The sequence below is a fragment of the Pseudomonas sp. V88_4 genome, assembly GCF_029967985.1.
GTDB lineage: Bacteria > Pseudomonadota > Gammaproteobacteria > Pseudomonadales > Pseudomonadaceae > Aquipseudomonas > Aquipseudomonas glycinae.
Genome location: NZ_JASCAF010000027.1, coordinates 1 through 18,525, shown reverse-complemented (window position 1 = coordinate 18,525; position 18,525 = coordinate 1). Strand labels below are relative to the sequence as shown.

At 59.2% G+C, this 18,525-nt stretch carries 18 protein-coding genes and 1 tRNA gene; 6 read left to right on the top strand and 13 right to left on the bottom strand.

Annotated elements, in window-relative coordinates; genetic code table 11:
* Window positions 1–8 precede the first annotated feature (8 nt).
* The 5 genes from QLG12_RS07295 to QLG12_RS07275 form a co-directional block, all read right to left on the bottom strand.
* The gene (locus QLG12_RS07295; RefSeq protein WP_236195311.1) at window positions 9–1,028 is read right to left on the bottom strand and encodes a LacI family DNA-binding transcriptional regulator; all 1,020 of its coding nucleotides are present in this window, start codon (window positions 1,026–1,028) and stop codon (window positions 9–11) included.
* Window positions 1,029–1,031: 3 nt separating this feature from the next.
* Window positions 1,032–2,009: an ABC transporter permease gene (locus QLG12_RS07290; RefSeq protein ID WP_064594871.1), complete on the bottom strand. Its 978-nt coding sequence runs from the start codon at window positions 2,007–2,009 to the stop codon at window positions 1,032–1,034.
* On the bottom strand, window positions 2,006–3,559 hold the full coding sequence (locus QLG12_RS07285) for a sugar ABC transporter ATP-binding protein (RefSeq protein WP_282474229.1): 1,554 nt from the start codon (window positions 3,557–3,559) through the stop codon (window positions 2,006–2,008). Before QLG12_RS07285 ends, QLG12_RS07290 begins: the two co-directional genes overlap by 4 nt.
* A 55-nt stretch (window positions 3,560–3,614) precedes the next feature.
* The gene (locus QLG12_RS07280; RefSeq protein WP_007956008.1) at window positions 3,615–4,571 is read right to left on the bottom strand and encodes a sugar ABC transporter substrate-binding protein; all 957 of its coding nucleotides are present in this window, start codon (window positions 4,569–4,571) and stop codon (window positions 3,615–3,617) included.
* 201 nt (window positions 4,572–4,772) lie between these two features.
* Entirely contained in the window at window positions 4,773–5,225 is a 453-nt protein-coding gene (locus tag QLG12_RS07275) for a hypothetical protein (RefSeq protein WP_127797496.1), read from the bottom strand.
* A gap of 348 nt (window positions 5,226–5,573) precedes the next feature.
* On the opposite strand from QLG12_RS07275, the gene QLG12_RS07270 reads away from it, so the two are divergent.
* The 3 genes from QLG12_RS07270 (at window position 5,574) to QLG12_RS07260 (ending at window position 7,810) form a co-directional block, all read left to right on the top strand.
* The gene (locus tag QLG12_RS07270) at window positions 5,574–6,662 is read left to right on the top strand and encodes an asparaginase (RefSeq protein ID WP_197869425.1); all 1,089 of its coding nucleotides are present in this window, start codon (window positions 5,574–5,576) and stop codon (window positions 6,660–6,662) included.
* A gap of 163 nt (window positions 6,663–6,825) precedes the next feature.
* Complete coding sequence (locus QLG12_RS07265) at window positions 6,826–7,116, top strand: DUF1654 domain-containing protein (RefSeq protein WP_039771569.1); 291 nt, start codon at window positions 6,826–6,828, stop codon at window positions 7,114–7,116.
* 4 nt (window positions 7,117–7,120) lie between these two features.
* A complete protein-coding gene (locus QLG12_RS07260; protein WP_064378860.1) occupies window positions 7,121–7,810 on the top strand; it encodes an endonuclease I family protein in 690 nt (229 codons plus the stop codon).
* A gap of 54 nt (window positions 7,811–7,864) precedes the next feature.
* Here QLG12_RS07260 and QLG12_RS07255 read toward each other — a convergent pair whose 3' ends face one another.
* Window positions 7,865–8,767: a siderophore-interacting protein gene (locus QLG12_RS07255; RefSeq protein WP_282474228.1), complete on the bottom strand. Its 903-nt coding sequence runs from the start codon at window positions 8,765–8,767 to the stop codon at window positions 7,865–7,867.
* Between the two features lie 87 nt (window positions 8,768–8,854).
* Window positions 8,855–9,220 carry an SPOR domain-containing protein gene (locus QLG12_RS07250; RefSeq protein ID WP_197869427.1) on the bottom strand — a complete coding sequence of 122 codons (366 nt, stop codon included), beginning with the start codon at window positions 9,218–9,220 and terminating at the stop codon, window positions 8,855–8,857.
* A 250-nt stretch (window positions 9,221–9,470) separates the two neighbouring features.
* Here QLG12_RS07250 and csrA point away from each other — a divergent pair, with 250 nt between their 5' ends.
* Complete coding sequence (gene csrA / locus QLG12_RS07245; RefSeq protein WP_003179932.1) at window positions 9,471–9,665, top strand: carbon storage regulator CsrA; 195 nt, start codon at window positions 9,471–9,473, stop codon at window positions 9,663–9,665.
* Window positions 9,666–9,872: 207 nt separating this feature from the next.
* On the opposite strand, the gene QLG12_RS07240 is transcribed toward csrA, so the two are convergent.
* Window positions 9,873–10,328 (bottom strand): DUF2214 family protein, encoded by a 456-nt coding sequence (locus tag QLG12_RS07240; protein ID WP_197869428.1) that lies wholly within the window; start codon window positions 10,326–10,328, stop codon window positions 9,873–9,875.
* 57 nt (window positions 10,329–10,385) lie between these two features.
* Between QLG12_RS07240 and QLG12_RS07235 the strand changes: the two genes are divergently transcribed.
* The gene (locus QLG12_RS07235) at window positions 10,386–10,535 is read left to right on the top strand and encodes a hypothetical protein (protein WP_159085208.1); all 150 of its coding nucleotides are present in this window, start codon (window positions 10,386–10,388) and stop codon (window positions 10,533–10,535) included.
* A gap of 344 nt (window positions 10,536–10,879) precedes the next feature.
* Here the strand turns inward: QLG12_RS07235 and QLG12_RS07230 are convergent.
* Window positions 10,880–10,956 (bottom strand) — tRNA-Val (locus QLG12_RS07230).
* Window positions 10,957–11,140: 184 nt separating this feature from the next.
* Here QLG12_RS07230 and QLG12_RS07225 point away from each other — a divergent pair.
* On the top strand, window positions 11,141–12,424 hold the full coding sequence (locus QLG12_RS07225; RefSeq protein ID WP_236195307.1) for an FAD-binding oxidoreductase: 1,284 nt from the start codon (window positions 11,141–11,143) through the stop codon (window positions 12,422–12,424).
* 52 nt (window positions 12,425–12,476) lie between these two features.
* Here the strand turns inward: QLG12_RS07225 and QLG12_RS07220 are convergent, their stop codons facing one another.
* Genes QLG12_RS07220 through QLG12_RS07205 form a run of 4 tightly spaced genes read right to left on the bottom strand, consistent with a single transcriptional unit; the run spans window position 12,477 to window position 18,052 of the window.
* A complete protein-coding gene (locus tag QLG12_RS07220) occupies window positions 12,477–13,448 on the bottom strand; it encodes an XdhC family protein (protein ID WP_282474227.1) in 972 nt (323 codons plus the stop codon).
* Between the two features lie 2 nt (window positions 13,449–13,450).
* Window positions 13,451–14,686, bottom strand: a complete 1,236-nt coding sequence (locus QLG12_RS07215) for a cytochrome c (protein WP_282474226.1) — start codon at window positions 14,684–14,686, stop codon at window positions 13,451–13,453.
* A 2-nt stretch (window positions 14,687–14,688) separates the two neighbouring features.
* Window positions 14,689–15,228, bottom strand: a complete 540-nt coding sequence (locus QLG12_RS07210) for a (2Fe-2S)-binding protein (RefSeq protein WP_007956473.1) — start codon at window positions 15,226–15,228, stop codon at window positions 14,689–14,691.
* A complete protein-coding gene (locus tag QLG12_RS07205) occupies window positions 15,221–18,052 on the bottom strand; it encodes a xanthine dehydrogenase family protein molybdopterin-binding subunit (protein WP_282474225.1) in 2,832 nt (943 codons plus the stop codon). Before QLG12_RS07205 ends, QLG12_RS07210 begins: the two co-directional genes overlap by 8 nt.
* Window positions 18,053–18,525: the final 473 nt, after the last annotated feature.

Sequence of the window (18,525 nt, the reverse complement as noted above, 5' to 3'; positions counted from 1 at the left end):
AATTCGTTTCAGCGGTATTCGGTGAACACGCCGGACAGCGGTGCAGTCGATTCACGCAAGACAATACTCGGGGTCACGATCCGTTGATCCGTCGCCAGATCCGGTGCGGCAATTCTTCGCAACAACACTTCCGCGGCCATTTCGCCCAGTTGCAAAATCGACTGGCCCACGGTCGTCAGCGCTGGATACACGTAGCGACTCATCTGGATATCGTCGAAGCCGATCACCGACAACTCGGCAGGCACGCGCACGTTGCGCTCCGCCGCCGCTCGCAGCACACCGATGCCGATCATGTCGTTACCGGCAAAAATCGCGCTTGGCGGGTTTCGCTCGAGCAGGACCGAGGCCGCGTTGTAACCGCCGGTGCTGGTGAAGTCGCTTTCCAGCATGCGCGACGGGGACACTTCAATACCGGCCTCTTTCAGCGCGCGACTAAAACCGGCCTGACGCATTTGCGCAACACTGGTGCTGGCCGGACCACCGATCGTGGCGATATCGCGATGACCGAGCTCAAGCAGATGCCGCGTCGCAAGGTACGCGCCATATTCGTGATCGATGCGCACCAGATCGGCATCCACGCCTTCAAGTCCACGGTCGACGATTACCATCGGCGTCTTCACACCCGCCAACCCTTGCGCCAGACCGCTGTCGCCACCCGCAGAGGCGACGATCAAACCGTCGATGCGTTTTTCCAACAGGACCCGCAGGTAGCTGCGCTGCTTGTCCGGGTTGTCGTCGGAGTTGCAGAGAATCACGCAGTAACCGTTACGCTCGCAGTAATCCTCGATCCCGCGCGCCAGTTCGGCGAAGTACGGGTTGAGGCTGTTGGGCACCAGCAAGCCGATGGTGGCGGTGGTTTTCGCCTTCAGCGAACGAGCCACGGCGCTCGGCACATAGTCGAGACTCTTGATCGCCGCCTCGACCTTGACCCGCACCTCTTCGCTCACCGGTCGGGTCTTGTTTACTACGTGGGACACGGTCGTGTAGGAAATTCCTGCGAGCGCCGCCACATCCTTGATCGTTGCCATTTATCAGCCCCGCCGGCTTGCGCGTTGACTGCGATAGGTGTCGAGCACCACGGCGATCACGATCACCGCACCGGTGATGATGCGCTTGGTCGGCTCGGTCGCGCCAATCTGCGCCAGACCGGCTGCCAGCACGGAGATGATCAACACGCCGAAAAAGGTGCTGATTACCGAACCACGTCCGCCCATCAGGCTGGTGCCGCCGATCACCACCGCAGCGATCACTTGCAGTTCAAGGCCGGAACCGGCATTCGGGTCGGCCGCTTCCAGCCGGGAAATCTGGAACAGCGCCGCAATGCCGGCGAGCAGCCCCATCAGACTGAAGACCAGGATCTTGTAGGGTTTTGGATTGATCCCCGCCAGACGCACCGCTTCTTCGTTGGTGCCAATGCCGATCAGGTAGCGACCGAACACGGTACGTGTCAGAACGGCCTGGGCAACGAAAATGACCAGCAAGGCAATGATGAACGACGGCGAAATACCGAAGGCGATCGGGTTCGACAGCCAGGCGAAGGAGTCACCGATGTAAGCCGTACGCGACCCCGTCATCTGATAGGCCAGACCACGGGCCATTTCCAGAACCCCCAGAGACACGATGAACGACGGAATTCGCCACGCCACGGTAATCGAGCCGGTTACCGTGCCGGCCAACGCCGCGACAGCCATACCCAGCAAGGCCGCCGGCAGTACGCTCCAGCCCCAGCCAAGAATCGCCACGCTGACAGTGGAGGCCGCGAGCGCCAGTACCGAGCCCACCGACAGATCGATCCCGCCGATGATCAGGACGAAGGTCATGCCCACTGCCAGCACCATCAGGTCGGGAATCTGGTTGGCCAGGGTGCTGAAGGTGTTGTACGACAGGAAATGGCTGCTCATGACCGAGAACAGCGCAATCATTGCCAGCAAGGCGCCGGCGAGACCCAGATAAGTGCCAAGGCCGTAGAAATTGCCACTGGATTTGCCGGCGGAAGATGCAGTTTTCATGGGACATCCCTAGGCGCTGCTTCGTTGAGCAACGCATCACGTTTCTGGTAGCCGGCGAATGCGGCGGCAAGCAAGTCATCCTGGGTCCAGCTGTCGCGTTCGAACGTATCGATCAGACGCCCCGCCGACAACACACCGATGCGGTCGCAGATCAGCATCAACTCGCGCAAATCGCTGGACACCACGACCAAGGCCTTGCCCTGCCGGGTCAGTTCGCCGAGCAAGGCATAGATATCGAATTTGGCGCCGACGTCGATACCACGAGTCGGCTCGTCGAACAGCAACACCGAGCAGTCGCGCTCAAGCCAGCGACCGATCACCACCTTTTGCTGATTGCCGCCGGACAGCTCGGATACCAGTTGCGTCGGGCTGGAACTGCGGATACGCATGGCGTCGATCTGCCGTTGCGCGAGCTTCGTTTCATCGCCGTTGTTGACGAACCCGCCGCTGGAAATTTCCGGCATGTTGCCCAGGGCAATGTTGGCGCTGATCGATTGGCTCAGCAGCAGGCCTTCACCCTTGCGATCTTCGGTGATCAAGGCGATGCCGTTGCGCACTGCATCGACTGGCGAGCGAATGCTCACCGTTTTCGCCGGTGAACCGAGTGCCACTGTGCCGCTGTCCGCGACATCGGCACCGAAGATCAGCCGCAAAAGTTCGGTACGCCCTGCCCCGATCAGACCCGAGATGCCAAAAATCTCACCGGCGCGAACCTCAAAGGAGACGTCGCGTACCTTGTCGGAGCGGGTCAGGCCTTTGACCGTCAGGGCCGGCGCGCCGATGTTGCGAGCCCCCAGATCGATATGCTCGCCCAGCTCGCGACCGACCATCAGGGTGACCAGTTGCTCGCTGTTGTAATTGGCCATCGGTTCGACACAAACCAGATTGCCGTCACGCAGCACGGCAATGCGCTGTGCGACCCGGGCCAGTTCTTCGAGGCGATGGGAGATGTAGATGATCGAGACGCCGCGCGCCTGCAAGCGGGTAATCTGCTCGAACAGCATCTCGACTTCACGGGCGGTCAGCATCGCGGTCGGCTCGTCGAGGATCAGCACGTGGCAATCGCCGATCAGGTTCCGGGCGATTTCGACCATTTGCTGGTGACCGATGCCCAGCTCACCGACCAGCGTGTCCGGATCGATGGCATCGAGGCCGACCTGAGCCATGGCCTCAATGGCGGCCTTGCGCAGTTGCTTGCGGCTGATCCAGCCACCGTTGCTCGGCAGGTTGTCGAGAAAAAGGTTTTCCGCCACCGAAAGCGTCGGCAGCAGATTGAGCTCTTGCATGACCATGCGCACACCCAGCTCTTCAGCCTGCGTGCGGCTGCCGGGGCGATATTCCTTACCCTGGAAATGCATCTGGCCGGTGGTAGGCGTGACCAGTCCACCGATGATCTTCGACAGAGTGCTTTTGCCGGCACCGTTCTCACCGGTCAGCGCCAGCACTTCACCGCGCATCAACGTCAGGTCGATGCCGGTCAGAACCGGTTGCGCATAGGTCTTGCCGATACCGCTGACCGAGAGGACAGCGTTCGGAGCGGAAACTGACATAAAAATCTCCATGCGCTCGCCCGGACGGACGAGCGCCATTGTGTCGCCAAAGGACTTACTTGGTGACCAGCTCGACCGGCGTTTCGATCACGCCATTGGCACCACTGTCGACTTTCTCGCCCTTGATGATTTTCAGCGCGGTCTCGATACCGAACACCGCCTGCTTCGCAGCGTACTGGTCGGCCGTCGCCAGGACGCGACCGTCCTTCAGCATGGGCTTGATGGCGTTGATGTTGTCGTAACCGACAACCTGCACCTGACCGGCCTTGCCGGCAGCGCGCACGGCGGAAACAGCACCTACGGCCATGCTGTCGTTGCCGGCCAGCAGCGCCTTCACGTCCGGGTACTCGCTGAGAATCGAAGCGGCGACCTTGTTGCCCTTGTCGATTTCCCAATCGCCGGACTGCAGCGAAACAACCTTGATCTGCGCGGCCTCCATCGCATCCTTGAAGCCTGCGGTACGCTGCTGGGCGTTGGTCGTCGTGGAGACGCCTTCAATGATGCCCACTTCGTCACCGGCCTTCAGTTGCTTGGCCAGGTACTCGCCCACCAGACGCGCGCCTTTGCGGTTGTCCGGGCCTACGAAAGGAACGCTGATGTTCTTGCTTTTGATCACAGCCGGATCGAGCTGGTTGTCAATGTTGATCACGGTGATACCCGCATCGACGGCCTTCTTGATCACCGGCACCATCGCCTTGGAATCAGACGGCGCGATGACCAGTGCGTTGACCTTCGCCAGAATCATCTGCTCGACGATGCGCGTCTGCCCCGCCGTGTCGGTTTCGTCCTTGATGCCGTTGGAGATCAAGTCGAAATCGGCGGAATGTTCTTTCTGGTAGGCCTTGGCGCCGTCTTCCATGGTCAGGAAGAATTCGTTGGCCAGGGATTTCATGACCAGGGCAACTTTGGGTTTTTCAGGGGATTCGGCGAAAGCCGAAGAGACAGGCAGTGCAGCGGATGCGGCAGCCAGCATGGCGACAGCAAGAAGACGTCCAGCGAATGGCAGCTTCATGGGTTCACTCCGATCTTATGATTATTGTGAGCAACGCTTGCGCTGGCGTAAGCTCGCTGCACCCCACGAAAATTCAATCCATCGCGAAGGCCGCGCAAACGTTTGCGTAGACCGAACTATGCGAATCAGGCCGACATTTGTCAACAATCAGAAATCGGTATTGCGTTACAGGGCGAATCCATCGATCCGCCCATCGGGTGCTCAAGCCGTGGTGTTGACCACATTACCGGCGGAAGACCCCTTCGACATTTCCTTGACCAGTGCAGCCGAGACTTCCAGCAGCGCACCGCTGGTTTGAGCGATCTGCCCCTGGATGGACATCACCGCTTGCGACTTGGCTTCTGGCGTTGGATAACTCGCAGCCTGCGCGGCAGCCAGTTGCTGTTGCTGCTCCTGAAGCTGCTTCTGCAATTCCTGCATGCGTTTGAGCAGCGTCTTGATAGTGACGCTCAGATTGTCACCGCCTTCAGCCTCGCTTGCGCTTGCTTCCTGGGCAGGACCACCGGTTCTGACCTGATTGGTTTCAACCTTTTCCGTACCCAGCGCCTCGGCGGACGCATCGGCCTCAGCTTCACTCATTGCATTGATCGTCGCTGCAGTTTTGCCGCCGATCGTGACCGAACCGGGATTTGAAAAACCGATCGTCAGTGACACGTGAACTCCCTAAGTTTCAGTGTCCTTTAGCACGCATCGGCCTGATTGACGGTTTCTTTAGCAGAAAACTCGAAACCGGCAACCTGATTGCGTCGACAGATGCAGTGGTCCTTTTCGGAGAGCCGAACATGAAAGCTTCCATTGTTCGGAATACCGGATAAACGATTCCTGCAAAAAATCGCCAACCCGATAAATACTGATATAAATCAAAAAGTTAAATACTTCGCCAAAGCAAAGTACGACTGGTACAGATCCTGCTCCCTCCCTGCACCCCTGGCATTCAGATCGGCCCGGGGCGCATCTAGATGAACCTGCATCAGCACCGTCTCACTACTAGAGAGAAAAATAATGACATCTGCTTTGAAGAGTTTCGTTCCGGGCGCTTTGGCCCTTCTCCTGCTCCTGCCAACCGCCCTCCAGGCAAAAGAAGCTGAAACCCAGGCCAAACTGGCCAACGTGGTGGTACTGGCCACCGGCGGCACTATTGCCGGTGCCGGCGCCAGCGCAGCCAACAGTGCGACCTATCAGGCTGCGAAAGTGGGCATCGAACAGTTGATCGCCGGCATTCCCGAGCTGAGCACGCTGGCCAATGTGCGTGGCGAACAGGTCATGCAAATCGCCTCGGAAAGCATCACCAACGAAAACCTCCTGCAACTGGGTCGTCGTGTTTCCGAACTGGCCGACAGCAAAGACGTCGATGGCATCGTCATCACCCACGGCACCGACACTCTGGAAGAGACCGCGTACTTCCTGAACCTGGTGGAAAAAACCGACAAGCCGATCATCGTCGTCGGCTCCATGCGCCCGGGCACCGCCATGTCGGCGGACGGCATGCTGAACCTGTACAACGCCGTGGCCGTCGCCAGCAGCAAAGAAGCGCGTGGCAAAGGCGTACTGGTGACCCTGAACGATGAAATCCAGTCGGGTCGCGATGTCAGCAAGATGATCAACATCAAGACCGAAGCGTTCAAAAGCGCCTGGGGCCCGCTCGGCATGGTAGTCGAAGGCAAATCCTACTGGTTCCGCCTGCCAGCCAAGCGCCACACCATGGATTCGGAATTCGACATCAAAAACATCAAGAGCCTTCCTGATGTAGAAATCGCCTATTCCTACGGCAATGTCAGCGATACAGCCTACAAGGCTTTCGCCCAGTCCGGCGCCAAGGCGATCATCCATGCCGGCACCGGCAACGGCTCGGTTTCCTCCCGCGTGGTTCCGGCCTTGCAGGCTCTGCGCAAGGACGGCGTGCAGATCATTCGCTCGTCTCACGTCAATGCCGGCGGTTTCGTTCTGCGCAACGCCGAACAGCCTGACGACAAATACGACTGGGTGGTCGCTCACGACTTGAACCCACAGAAAGCCCGCATCCTGGCCATGGTCGCGCTGACCAAGACCAACGACAGCAAAGAGCTGCAACGGATGTTCTGGGAATACTGATTCGTCTTCGTCTGATCCTTCCTGATCGGGCACTGACTTCACCCTTCGTCAACTTGACGGAGGGTGGAGCTCCCACTCCGCCAAAGAAAAATTACACCTGCGCGACACCAAAACCGGAAAACCGGTGTCAGAGGATTTTCTTGAATTTTAAGCAGTTGCGAAAATGCCTACAGTTAAATACTGTATGCACGTACAGCTTAATAAGGATAACCTCGTGGCCACTTCCCCTGATGCTCCTGACGCTTACGAACGCATGGGCATGCGCGTTCAAAAAATCATCAACTCCCCCACCGCACAAAAAGCCAAAGCCGCACTGATCTTCCGCCTTCCGGACGAACCGGCGGACGAGTGGGAGCGCTTACTGGAAGAGATCGACGAGAACGACAACGTCACCCTCGCCTACCGCGACGACGGTGGCGTACAGATTTTCTGGGTTGTGCCGAAGGAAGATTGATTCAATGATTCTGCGTTTTGCTGCTGTGCTGTTGCTGTTCATTTCCCTGGGTGCGCAAGCTGGCGCGCCGCGTACGTTCACCGAGGCCAAGAAGGTCGCCTGGAAGCTGTACGCTCCACAATCCACCGAGTTTTATTGCGGGTGCAAATACACGGGTAACAAGGTTGATCTGGCCGCCTGCGGCTACGTCCCGCGCAAGAACGCCAAACGGGCGTCCCGCATCGAATGGGAACACATTGTTCCCGCATGGCAGTTCGGCCATCAACGTCAATGCTGGCAGGAAGGCGGTCGCAAGAATTGCACCCGCTACGACCCTGGCTATCAGAAAGCCGAAGCCGACCTGCACAACCTGGTGCCGAGCATTGGCGAGGTGAATGGCGACCGCAGCAACTTCAGCTATGGTTGGCTGCCGGTCGAAAAGGGTCAGTACGGCTCATGCCTGACTCAGGTCGACTTCAAGGCGAAGAAGGTCATGCCCCGCCCTTCGATTCGCGGCATGATCGCCCGCACCTACTTTTACATGAGCAAACAGTACGGCTTGCGCCTGTCGAAGCAGGATCGGCAACTGTACGAAGCCTGGGACAAGACTTATCCGGTGCAAGACTGGGAGCGTCAGCGCAACCAGAGCGTGGCGTGCGTGATGGGACGCGGCAACGAGTTTGTCGGCCCGGTGAACCTGAAAGCCTGCGGTTGATTGTCTGATCAAAAGAAAAGGCCTTGAGCGATAAACTCAAGGCCTTTTTTGTGCTCAACCTCCGGACTTGTTGTAACGCCAGTAGCCCATCAGATTGAGTGACTCTCGAGGGATCCCGCGCTCCTTGATCAGGTATTTGCGCAGGATCATGACCGCTGCAGATTCTCCGGCGATCCAGCCATAAAATCCCTCGCTGGCCGTATCGGCGATCTCCCAAAGAATCTCTTCTTCGATGTCGACATCCGCCAGTTCGACCGCTTGCCCAACAGGCGATGCGTTCACAGGCAGCGTTGCCTGCCGCACGGCGTCCACCATCAACCTGCCAGCCACTGCATGATCGCGGATCAGCCATTGCACCGAAAGTCCGGGCCAGTCAGGAACGGCCAACCTGTCTTCACGACTGTCGACCTCAAAAAACGCCTGGGTCTGCGGCGGCTCAGCCAGAGTCGCCAGCTCTTCCAGAATACCCATGGCGGCCGGCAAGGCAGTCGCATCGGCGACCAGCAGAAGTTGCTTGAGCGTTTGCGGTGGCTTCCATTCAAATCCCCCGGCCCCTTGTGCCGAGAATTGGCTGTCAGGTGCCAGAATCTGCATCGACTCGCCAGGCTGGGATCGCAACGCCCATCGGGAGGCTGGGCCGGTTTCGCCGTGCAGGACGAAATCGATATCCACTTCGCCCGCTTCGGCACGCAAGTGGCGGATGGTGTAGGTGCGCATCGCCGGGCGACGATCAACCAGCATCGAGCGGAAACGGGCGTACCATCCTTCCGCCTGAGAAAGCCTGGCGGGTGAGCCGTCTGCTGCCGGAAAAAACAGTTTCACTCGCTGATCCGGCGCCCAGGTAGCCATCTCGGTAACCGCCGGGCTTGCGAGGGTGATCCGCATCAGATGCGGGCTCAGATGTTGCTTGTGACGCAAAACAACGTCGAACAACTTGTAAGGATTGGCGGAGGCCATGCGGAGCTCCTTCCGGGTATCTTCGGTGATTGCTTTAAAAACGAATCACGGGGGACACCCTTTAGTCAGCTCCGCCGAATGGATCGCTTATTGCGCCGACGTGCGCTCGATCACCAGCGTCTCGATGTTCTGCTTCTTCGCCTTGATCAGCGCTGCATTCACATCCGCCTGACGCGCCTCGGCGTCAGCCTTCGAATTGAAAGGACCGAGGAGAATCCGAGTCTTGCCGCTGGCATCCTTGACAACACTGGCCACAAAAGCATGCTCGATCAGCCAACCACTGAGATCGCTCACGGCTTGAGGGGTTTCACCGCGCACTTCCAGATCCCATTGAGGCCCCACCGCAGCAGGCGCTGTTATCACAGCCGGTTTCGGCTTTTGTGCGTCCACACTCTTGCCTTCGCCACATCCTGCCAATGCCAGTGCCGCGACTACCCAGACCAATTTGCGCACAACGCTTCCCTCTGAATTTTCAAAGCGGCGATCTTAACATTCGAGAATACTTTCGCAGCCCCGCAAAATGGGCACAAAACTACGAGATTGATGCTGGCAGCCCCTGTATAGTTACGCGCTGGGAATTAATGCCGCTGCTGCGCGTCAGAAAGAGGCACCCAAACTGTAAGACTTCGCACTAATCTATACGTACCACCGACCTCTGCACTGTCTGAATCAGGTGCCCTACAAAGCAATCAAGGAGAAGACCATGCTGATACTCACCCGCAAAGTCGGTGAAAGCATAAATATCGGTGATGACATCACGATCACCATTCTAGGCGTCAGCGGCCAGCAAGTTCGAATCGGCATCAATGCTCCGAAGAACGTTGCAGTGCATCGGGAAGAAATCTACCAGCGCATCCAGGCTGGCCTGACCGCCCCGGACAAGCCACAAACGCCCTGAGCCCTATCGCAGTCAGTAGCCAGTTCGTTTGCCTGCGCGCAATGACTGGCTAAAGATTCAAGCGCCGTATTGCCATTCCCCCACCTCTTTGGTGACGGCGCGTGCTACGCCCCTTCCTGCCTCAACCCTTCTCGCAACCGATACTAACCGTCATTCCATGGACTGGCTGTCGGACATTTCCGAATAGCGGTTGGGAATCTCGCCCGCCTAGCTGAATGTAACGCCACGGGCCATCCCGGTAGCTGCCACGACCATCAATATCAACAGCAGCGCTTCGGCATGACTGATCCGTGCGAACACCTTCGCACGCCCTGTATCAGGGACAACGCCGCGCGCCTTGGCCAAACGCCATTTGATCAGGGTGATCATCGGCACCAGCTCCAAAAGCAGAACCAGCACAAACAGCGTCATCTTCAGATGGAACAGCGGCTGATGCAGGTAGTAGTCGGTTCCCTTCTCATAACCGGCAAAAGCGCGCATGCCACCGGTGATAAGCAACACCAGCGCCGAAAGCCCCCACAGATTGTCGGCAAGCAACACGCGCCCGACCTCACCCGCGCCGGACGCCAGACGACTGAAGGCAGCCCCACGCGTCAACACCGCCCAGAAACCCATGGCAAACGCCAATAAATGAATCGCTGCAAGAAACCAATGAACCAGCATCGATGAACTTCCGTCCGGCAGAGTTGAAATCAGCCTGACAGTAGTAGTTGAAAAATTGTGAGCCTGCTTGTCACTCCTCCCGGAAAAACAGAAGCGGGCGAAGCGAGAGACTGGACAGAGGTGCAGGAAAGGCAAATCGCGGGCAAAAAAAATCCCAAGCAGCTGATGGAAGCTTGGGATTTAAAAATGCATAAACCGTGGTGGTGAACGCGGGGCGGATATTACTGACTTATTTGCCTCGTAACAACGATTTTTTGATAACCGGATGGTTAATAAAATCCGTAACCCCTTAAATATCCACACTATTTAAAAGGTCGCTCATGACATTCAGCGGACGAATGGATCAAAATCCATTGGGATCAGTACTTTCGATACCAGCCGGGCCGGGGCGCCTGAGCTGGCGACTCATGAATACATCCCCTGCAAATGCGCGAAGTGTGGCTGCGGTCGACCAAACCGGATTTTGCAAAGGTTTTGCAAATCGAAAAATGCAAAAAGGGGTCACCGTTTCCGGTAACCCCTCTAGACCGCCCAGCAGAGCGGATTTTGTTTGGTAGGCGCGATTGGACTCGAACCAACGACCCCCACCATGTCAAGGTGGTGCTCTAACCAACTGAGCTACGTGCCTGCTGTGAGGCGGCATTCTACGGAATTCCGGAGGGGTGTCAACACCTTTTTTTCACCTAACCCTATGAATATGCAAAATATTTAATTTTGACCCGGCGCAAGAAGATTTCCCGGTGGCTGGCGGAGGTTTTTCAACTGGGGTAGGATCGCTGCACTCGTAAAATATATTAAACAGAGGCTGCAGGATGGCGAACACCCCTTACCCAGAGTCTTATTACGCTGCGTCGGCCAACGCCGTACCACCACGCCCTGCTCTGCAGGATGACATGGAGACGGATGTCTGTGTGATCGGCGCTGGCTATACGGGACTTTCCTCGGCCCTGTTCCTGCTGGAGAACGGTTTTCGCGTGACCGTGCTGGAAGCCGCCAGGGTCGGCTTCGGCGCTTCGGGGCGCAATGGCGGGCAAATCGTCAACAGCTACAGCCGTGACATCGATGTGATCGAACGCAGCGTCGGCCCGAAGCAGGCGCAACTGCTCGGGCAGATGGCGTTCGAAGGCGGCCGGATCATTCGTGAGCGCGTCAGCAAGTACAACATTCAGTGCGACCTGAAGGACGGTGGCGTATTCGCCGCCCTCACCGCCAAGCAAATGGGCCACCTCGAATCGCAGAAGCGCCTGTGGGAACGCTTCGGCCATACCCAACTGGAACTGCTCGATCAGCGCCGCATCCGCGAAGTGGTGGCCTGCGATCAATACGTCGGCGGCATGCTCGACATGAGCGGCGGCCACATCCACCCGCTCAACCTGGCGCTGGGCGAAGCTGCCGCTGTGGAATCCCTGGGCGGCACCATCTACGAACAGTCGCCGGCCGTGCGCATCGAACGCGGCGCCAACCCGGTCGTGCATACGCCGCAAGGTAAGGTCCGAGCCAAATTCATCATCGTCGCCGGCAACGCCTACCTCGGCAATCTGGTGCCGGAACTGGCGGCCAAATCGATGCCATGCGGCACTCAGGTCATCACCACCGAACCGCTCGGCGATGAGCTGGCGAAATCCATGCTGCCGCAGGACTACTGCGTCGAAGACTGCAACTACCTGCTCGACTACTACCGCCTGAGCGGCGACAAGCGCCTGATCTTCGGCGGCGGCGTTGTATATGGCGCGCGGGATCCGGCAAACATCGAAGCGATCATCCGCCCGAAAATGCTCAAGGCCTTCCCGCAGCTCAAGGACGTGAAAATCGACTACGCCTGGACCGGCAATTTCCTGCTGACCCTGTCGCGCCTGCCTCAGGTCGGACGTCTGGGCGACAACATCTATTATTCTCAAGGCTGCAGTGGCCATGGCGTGACCTACACCCACCTGGCCGGCAAGGTACTGGCCGAGGCTCTGCGCGGACAAGCAGAGCGTTTCGATGCGTTTGCCGACCTGCCGCACTACCCGTTCCCCGGCGGGCAACTGCTGCGCACGCCGTTTGCCGCACTGGGCGCGTGGTACTACGGACTGCGCGACAAGCTCGGTTTCTGATGCGCGAGAAAAAGGGCCGCTGAAAAGCGGCCCTTTTTACATCCGGCATCAATCACAACTGATCCCGTGCAATCCCGCTGCGAATCCGCAGGATATCTGCGAGCACCGCCAAAGCAATTTCCGCCGGCGTCTTGCTGCCAAGGTTAAGACCGATCGGCGCATGAATCCGCGCCAGCTCGCCCTCCCCCAGACCGCCAATCCGACGCAAACGCCCGAAGCGCTTCTGCGACGTCTGCTGCGAGCCCATCACGCCGATGTAGAACGCTTCGGTGCGCACGGCCTCCATCATCGCCAGATCGTCGATGCGCGGATCGTGGGTCAACGCCACCACCGCTGTATCACGGTGACAACCGCCATCGGCGATGAACACCGACGGCAATTGTCGGCGAATCTCCACGCCATTGAGCACCACGCCTTCCAGCACTTCATCACGCGGGTCGCAGAGAATCACTTCGAAGCCGAGACCGACCGCGAACTCCGCACAGGCCTGCGCCACGCTGGAATAGCCGGCCAGCAGCAAACGCTGGGCGGCCCCGATACGGATGCGTACCCGGTGGATTTCACGCTCGATCCGTGCACCCTGCTCGCGATCGGCAAACAGGCTGCGCGCTCCGGTGGTCAGATCGACCTCGCGAATCAACCGGCGCTGCCCCAGCAACGCCGATTCGAGTTCACGCAGGTGCGCCTGCACATCGCAGCCGGCGTCAAATTTCTCTACCAGCACATCGAGAATACCGCCGCACGGCAGGCTGACCCGCGAACGCGGATCGTCACCTTCGCCATAACGCACGACGTTGATCGCATCGAGAAACGCACCTTCAGCGACACGCTCGAGGAAATCTTCCTCGACGCAGCCACCGGACAGCGACCCGATCCACTGTCCGCCGTCGTTCACCGCCAGCAATGAACCCGGCGCGCGCGGCGCCGAACCGTAGGTGGTCAGCACGGTGCAGAGCCAGATACGCTGCCCCGCCGTCGACCACTCCAGCGCCCGACGCACAACCTGCAGATCGAGATGCTGCATGATCAGTGCGCCTTGTGCTCGATGGACGGGGCGTCAGCCTGAAGCTTCTGCACATCGCCGACCGCCAGCTCGGCCGACTGCCCACCCCAACCCTGACGCAGGTAGTTCAGCAGATCGGTCAGTTGTTCGGCACTGAGCTTGTCGGCAAAACCCGGCATCGGCTGCATGTGTTCGAACCCGGCGAATTTCTGTTCGCCGATGCCATCCTCGATCACGCGCAACAGGTTGCGTGGGTCTTCCAGACGCAGCGTGGTGTTGCCGCGCATGGCCACCGCGATGTGCGGCTTGCCTTCGCCACCAGCCGCGTGACAGCCGGCGCAGACGTTCAAGTATTCCTGGCGGCCGCGTTGAGCGCTGGCACTGAGTTTTTCCACCGGCACTTCGGTCAGTTCTTTCGCTGCCGGAGGCTGGTCGCCGAGCAGGAAAGTCGCCATCGCCGCCAGATCAGGATCACTCACGCCCTGGGTGCTGTTGTGAAACACCGGGAACATTTCATTGAACATCGTGCCCTGGGCGCTCATGCCGTGCTTGAGGAACGTGCTCAGGTCCTGATGGTTCCAGCCGCGCGCCGCCAGATCAGTGGCGAGCAGGCTCGGTGCCAGGTAGCCGTTGAGGATGCCGCCGGTCAGGCGCTTGTCCAACTGCATCGCGCCCGGCAGGCCGCGTGGTGTATGGCATTCACCGCAATGGCCAAGCACTTCGACCATGTACTGGCCGCGTTTCCAGGCGTCGCTTTTGCCTTCGGCAGGCTCCAGCTTCAAGGCTTTTCCGTACATCATGTTCCAGCCGATCAAGCCCGGACGCACGTTGAACGGGAAGCTCAGGCTGGTCACCGGTGCGGCACGCTCGATTGGCTCGATGGTTTTCAGATACGCGTGAATCGCATCCGAATCCGCACGCGGCATCAAGTGGTACGAGGTGTACGGCATCGCCGGGTACAGATTGGCGCCGTCACGACGCTTGCCTTCGGTGAGCGCAGCGAAGAACTCGTCATCGGTGTAGAGACCGATGCCGTGCTCTTTGCTCGGGGTGATGTTGGTGCCGTAGATCGTGCCGAACGGCGACACAATTGGCAGGCCGCCGGCAAACGGCGCACCACCCGGTGCGGTGTGGCAGGCCATGCAGTCGGCCGCGCGGGCAAGGTATTCGCCGCGCTTGACCTGATCATCCGCATGCGCCGCCAACACAGGCGCAGCCAGCCCGACCGCCAGGGCCAGGCGGGTCAGTAGTTGCTTCATGCTTAACCCTCCTTGACCAGGCCGAGATCGGTCAACACGTTGCGGGTGGCGTTGTAATAACGCACGTACCCGGTGCAACGGCAGACGTGATGACCGAGGCTGTCCTCGATGACTTGCTCCAGTTTGCTTTTGACGATCGGCTGGCGTTGCAGCTTTTCCACCAGCACGGTCGCGGCGTTGACGAAGCCCGGCGCGCAGTAGCTGCACTGGAAGGCGAATTCGTCGACGAAACGCTGCTGGATCGGGTTCAGCTCGGTCACCTGGCCCTGCTCGTCGCGCTTGGCGTGGCCTTCGATGGTGCGGACTTTCTTGCCCTCGAAGTAATGCGCGCCGGTGATGCAGGTGCGCACTTCCTCGCTGGTGCCATCCGGGTTGTCGACGATCACCACGCAGGCGTGGCAGATGCCCTGGCCGCAACCCAGGCGCGAACCGGTGAGGTTCTTGTATTCGTGCAGGTAATCGATCATCGGCAGGTCATCAGGGATGTCCACCGGGCCGACGGATTGACCGTTGAGGGTCAGTTGAAGCGGACGGTTAGCCATTGAGGGCCTCCTTGATGCGCGCAGCAGTGATTGGCAGATCGCGAACACGTTTACCGATGGCGTGGGCCACGGCGTTACCGATGGCACCGACCACCGGGATCATCACCACTTCGGCAATGCCTTTGGACGGGTCGCTAGGGGACAGCGGCGGCAGGATTTCCGACGTCTGCTTCCACACCGCCACATGGCGTGCCATCGGCAGGCGATAGCGGTTGAAGTTCCAGTCACCCTCCCCCGGCCCGCCTTCGTACAGCGGCATCTCTTCCATCAAGGCGTGACCGATGCCCATGGCGATCCCGCCTTCGAGCTGGCCACGAACCAGTTCTTCGACCAGCACCCGACCGCATTCCAGCCACGAGTGATGGTTCAGGACTTCGACTTCTGCCGAACCTTTGTTGACCTTCAACTCGACCAGCGTCGCGACCGGACTGTAATAGGTCACGGCGGCGTTGTTCAGTTGAACCACCGGATAGGCAACATTCTGCCGATCCAACAGGTGGAAACCGGCACTGGTCATCTGTGCCTTTTTCGCTTTCGGGGCGCCGTCGCCGTACTTCACCGCCAGACCGTCGAGCGGCAAACGCTCGCGCACGCCATCGATGCTGTATTCGGCTTCAGCCCAGCTCCAGCGGTTGAAACCGTGAACCGTGGCGCCAGTGACCAGACCGCGCTCGTGGGCACGCTTGGCCAGTTCTTCGAAGGTCAACGGCTGCATGCCGTTGGCGGTGAGTTTGCCATCGACCCAATGCGCATCTTCGCGACGCACCACGTAAGGGTTGGCCTGACCGCCGTACGGGCCCTGACGCCAGATCTCCAGCGCTGCCGGCCACAGACCGTGGTTGAACAGCACGCGCGCCGCTTCGCGGGTGGCGTGACTGAAGTAATAGGCGGAGTTGGTCGCCGACGAGGCCGACGCCAGTTTGCCGACCCAGCGCGGATTGCGCAGGAAGTTGTCCTGCTCGGCCTGGCTCATGATGTAAGGGTTGCCGGCGGTGACCAGCTGCATTTCATCCCACTCGGTTTCGCCGGTCTTCACGTCGTGAGCCGCGCTGCCGAGGAAGTCAGCCACCACCAACGCTTGCGAGGTGGACATACCGGTGCCGATCTCGATGCCGATATGACGCAGGGAAATGCGCCCGTCAGCGGTGAACTCTATGCTGGCCATCGGTGCTTCGGAACCGGTGCCGAAGTCTTTCTGGCAAATGGCGAAACCTACGCCATACCAGTTGTCCGGGTCTGCCGCTTCGCGCTGCTTTTTGATCGCGTCGCGGTTTTTCCAGACTTCGTGCAGCGCAGCCTTGTCGAGAATCTCGTGCAGGCGCAAAGCACCGGCCGGGATCGCGCCCTGGGTGTTTTTCATACCCGAGCGCAGCGCGTTCTTGCGGCGCAGATCGATGGCATCGACACCAAGGCGATCGGCGATTTCGTCGACCATCATCTCGGTGGAGGCCATGCTCTGCAGCGTGCCGTAACCGCGCATCGAGCCCGCTTCAACGGCGCGGGAATGGTAAGCGGTGACCTGCAGGTCGTTCTGCGGCATGTAGTAGATCGACTGCGCCGCCGTAGCGCCAACGGCGGCCACCGACGGGCTGTAGTTGATCCGACCGCCACCGTCGACGCTCATCTCGGCACGGAAAATCTTGAAGCTGTGATCGGTCTTGTCCACTGCCAACTGGTAGCGAATGTCGAACGGGTGGCGCTTGATGCCGCTCTGGAACTGTTCGTAGCGGTCGTTGGCCAGACGAATCGGTACACCCGCACCGTACAACGCCGCCAGGGCTGCGTAGTAGACGAAAATGTTGTGGTCTTTGGAGCCGTAACCGACGGTGTAGCCCGGGTGCATGTTCAGGTTGGCCAAGCCGAAACGCGACGGCCCGATCATCTTCGCGGTCTCGGTGGCGGCTTCCAGGGGGCATTGGGTGGCGACGACGAAATGCAGGGTCTTGGTCGCCGGGTCGTACCAGCCGTTGCCGTTGTCCGGCTCCATCGCAGCGGGTTCGATCGACGGGGTTTTGTAGCGCTCGTCGAACACCAGCCAGTTGTCCGGCGGGGTATCGATCTCTTTCTTCATGCGCTCGGCGTAGAACAGGCCGCGCTCGGTCAGGTTGCCGTGCAGGTTCGGTTGGGAATTCCACACCGGGCGACGGTTCTTCAGCATCGGGAACAGGATCGAATCCTTGAGGCTGGCGAACTCGTCTTCGTCGGCCGACGTCGGACCACCGACGCGCACGTAACGGAAACTGCCATAGGGATCGCCTTCGTAGAACGGCACTTTTGCGCCGTAACGAATCGCTTTGTCATTGAATTTGAGTTTGTTCTTGGCCTGGCGGAAACGCTCGAAGTCGTTCCAGATCAGGATCGCGACCGGGTGGCCGATGAACATCGGCACCTTGCCTTCAGGCAGCAGCGGATCCGGCGCGTGCTCTTCAGGGAACACGATGCCGTCCTTGTCCAGGTCGGCAGCGGTGACGATGCGATCAGGCTGCAGATCGGCGCCAAGCCACGACAGATCATAGCCGTCGTAGATGCGGTCAGCCTTGATGGTTTTCAGCAACATGGCATGGCCTTGCTGCTGGGGCCAGCCCGGCATGTCCTTGGAACGGATGTCGCGGGCAAACACCTTGCTGCCGCAGACCTTGGACAAGGCATCATTACGCTGGCGTGCCTTGCCGTTGCTGCCGAGCCATTGCTCGGACGGCACAGTCACGCTGTTTTCCATCAAGGCAGCCAGCGCCTGACTGCTGAGCGGCGTGAGCGTGACACTCACACCCGCCACCAGCCCGCCCTGGAGGAACGAGCGCCGGGATATTTCACGGTTGGACATGGATCATCCTCTGGACGGTTATGGATCCGCCCTTCTGGTTATCTACTGGGAATCTCGAGTCTTGCAGAAGCCCTTTTTGACGAAGCAAAGGGCGTGATGACAGTGCAAAGCTGACCGAAAGGTTAACTTTATAGGTTTCTGAGCTCGCAGCAAACAACCAGTTACAAAAATTTGACCAAAGAATCAAAAAATCAATGCGGCATTGCATCGCAGCGACTCAGAGACGCAGGTAGATTGCCCGGCAGCATCGAACGAGCCACGGCTAGAGTTCGTCGCCGGCTTTAAGAGAGGAATTTGGGAAAGGTCAAATTTCAGACACAAAAAACCCCGGCCTTTCGACCAGGGTCTTTGCTATCGATGCCGAATCAACCAGAAGTTGCTTTCGGTGTTTCAAGGCGTTCAGTAGTCCTTGAAACAGATATGGCGCAGCGGACGGGACTCGAACCCGCGACCCCCGGCGTGACAGGCCGGTA

Coding starts and splice junctions, on each gene's coding strand:
- QLG12_RS07285 (WP_282474229.1), bottom strand. CDS start 3,559: ATGTCAGTTTCCGCTCCGAACGCTGTCCTCTCGGTCAGCGGTATCGGC.
- QLG12_RS07210 (WP_007956473.1), bottom strand. CDS start 15,228: ATGGCTAACCGTCCGCTTCAACTGACCCTCAACGGTCAATCCGTCGGC.
- csrA (WP_003179932.1), top strand. CDS start 9,471: ATGCTGATACTCACCCGCAAAGTCGGTGAAAGCATAAATATCGGTGAT.
- QLG12_RS07290 (WP_064594871.1), bottom strand. CDS start 2,009: ATGAAAACTGCATCTTCCGCCGGCAAATCCAGTGGCAATTTCTACGGC.
- QLG12_RS07215 (WP_282474226.1), bottom strand. CDS start 14,686: ATGAAGCAACTACTGACCCGCCTGGCCCTGGCGGTCGGGCTGGCTGCG.
- QLG12_RS07260 (WP_064378860.1), top strand. CDS start 7,121: ATGATTCTGCGTTTTGCTGCTGTGCTGTTGCTGTTCATTTCCCTGGGT.
- QLG12_RS07280 (WP_007956008.1), bottom strand. CDS start 4,571: ATGAAGCTGCCATTCGCTGGACGTCTTCTTGCTGTCGCCATGCTGGCT.
- QLG12_RS07295 (WP_236195311.1), bottom strand. CDS start 1,028: ATGGCAACGATCAAGGATGTGGCGGCGCTCGCAGGAATTTCCTACACG.
- QLG12_RS07265 (WP_039771569.1), top strand. CDS start 6,826: ATGCCTACAGTTAAATACTGTATGCACGTACAGCTTAATAAGGATAAC.
- QLG12_RS07270 (WP_197869425.1), top strand. CDS start 5,574: ATGACATCTGCTTTGAAGAGTTTCGTTCCGGGCGCTTTGGCCCTTCTC.
- QLG12_RS07255 (WP_282474228.1), bottom strand. CDS start 8,767: ATGGCCTCCGCCAATCCTTACAAGTTGTTCGACGTTGTTTTGCGTCAC.
- QLG12_RS07220 (WP_282474227.1), bottom strand. CDS start 13,448: ATGCAGCATCTCGATCTGCAGGTTGTGCGTCGGGCGCTGGAGTGGTCG.
- QLG12_RS07205 (WP_282474225.1), bottom strand. CDS start 18,052: ATGTCCAACCGTGAAATATCCCGGCGCTCGTTCCTCCAGGGCGGGCTG.
- QLG12_RS07225 (WP_236195307.1), top strand. CDS start 11,141: ATGGCGAACACCCCTTACCCAGAGTCTTATTACGCTGCGTCGGCCAAC.
- QLG12_RS07240 (WP_197869428.1), bottom strand. CDS start 10,328: ATGCTGGTTCATTGGTTTCTTGCAGCGATTCATTTATTGGCGTTTGCC.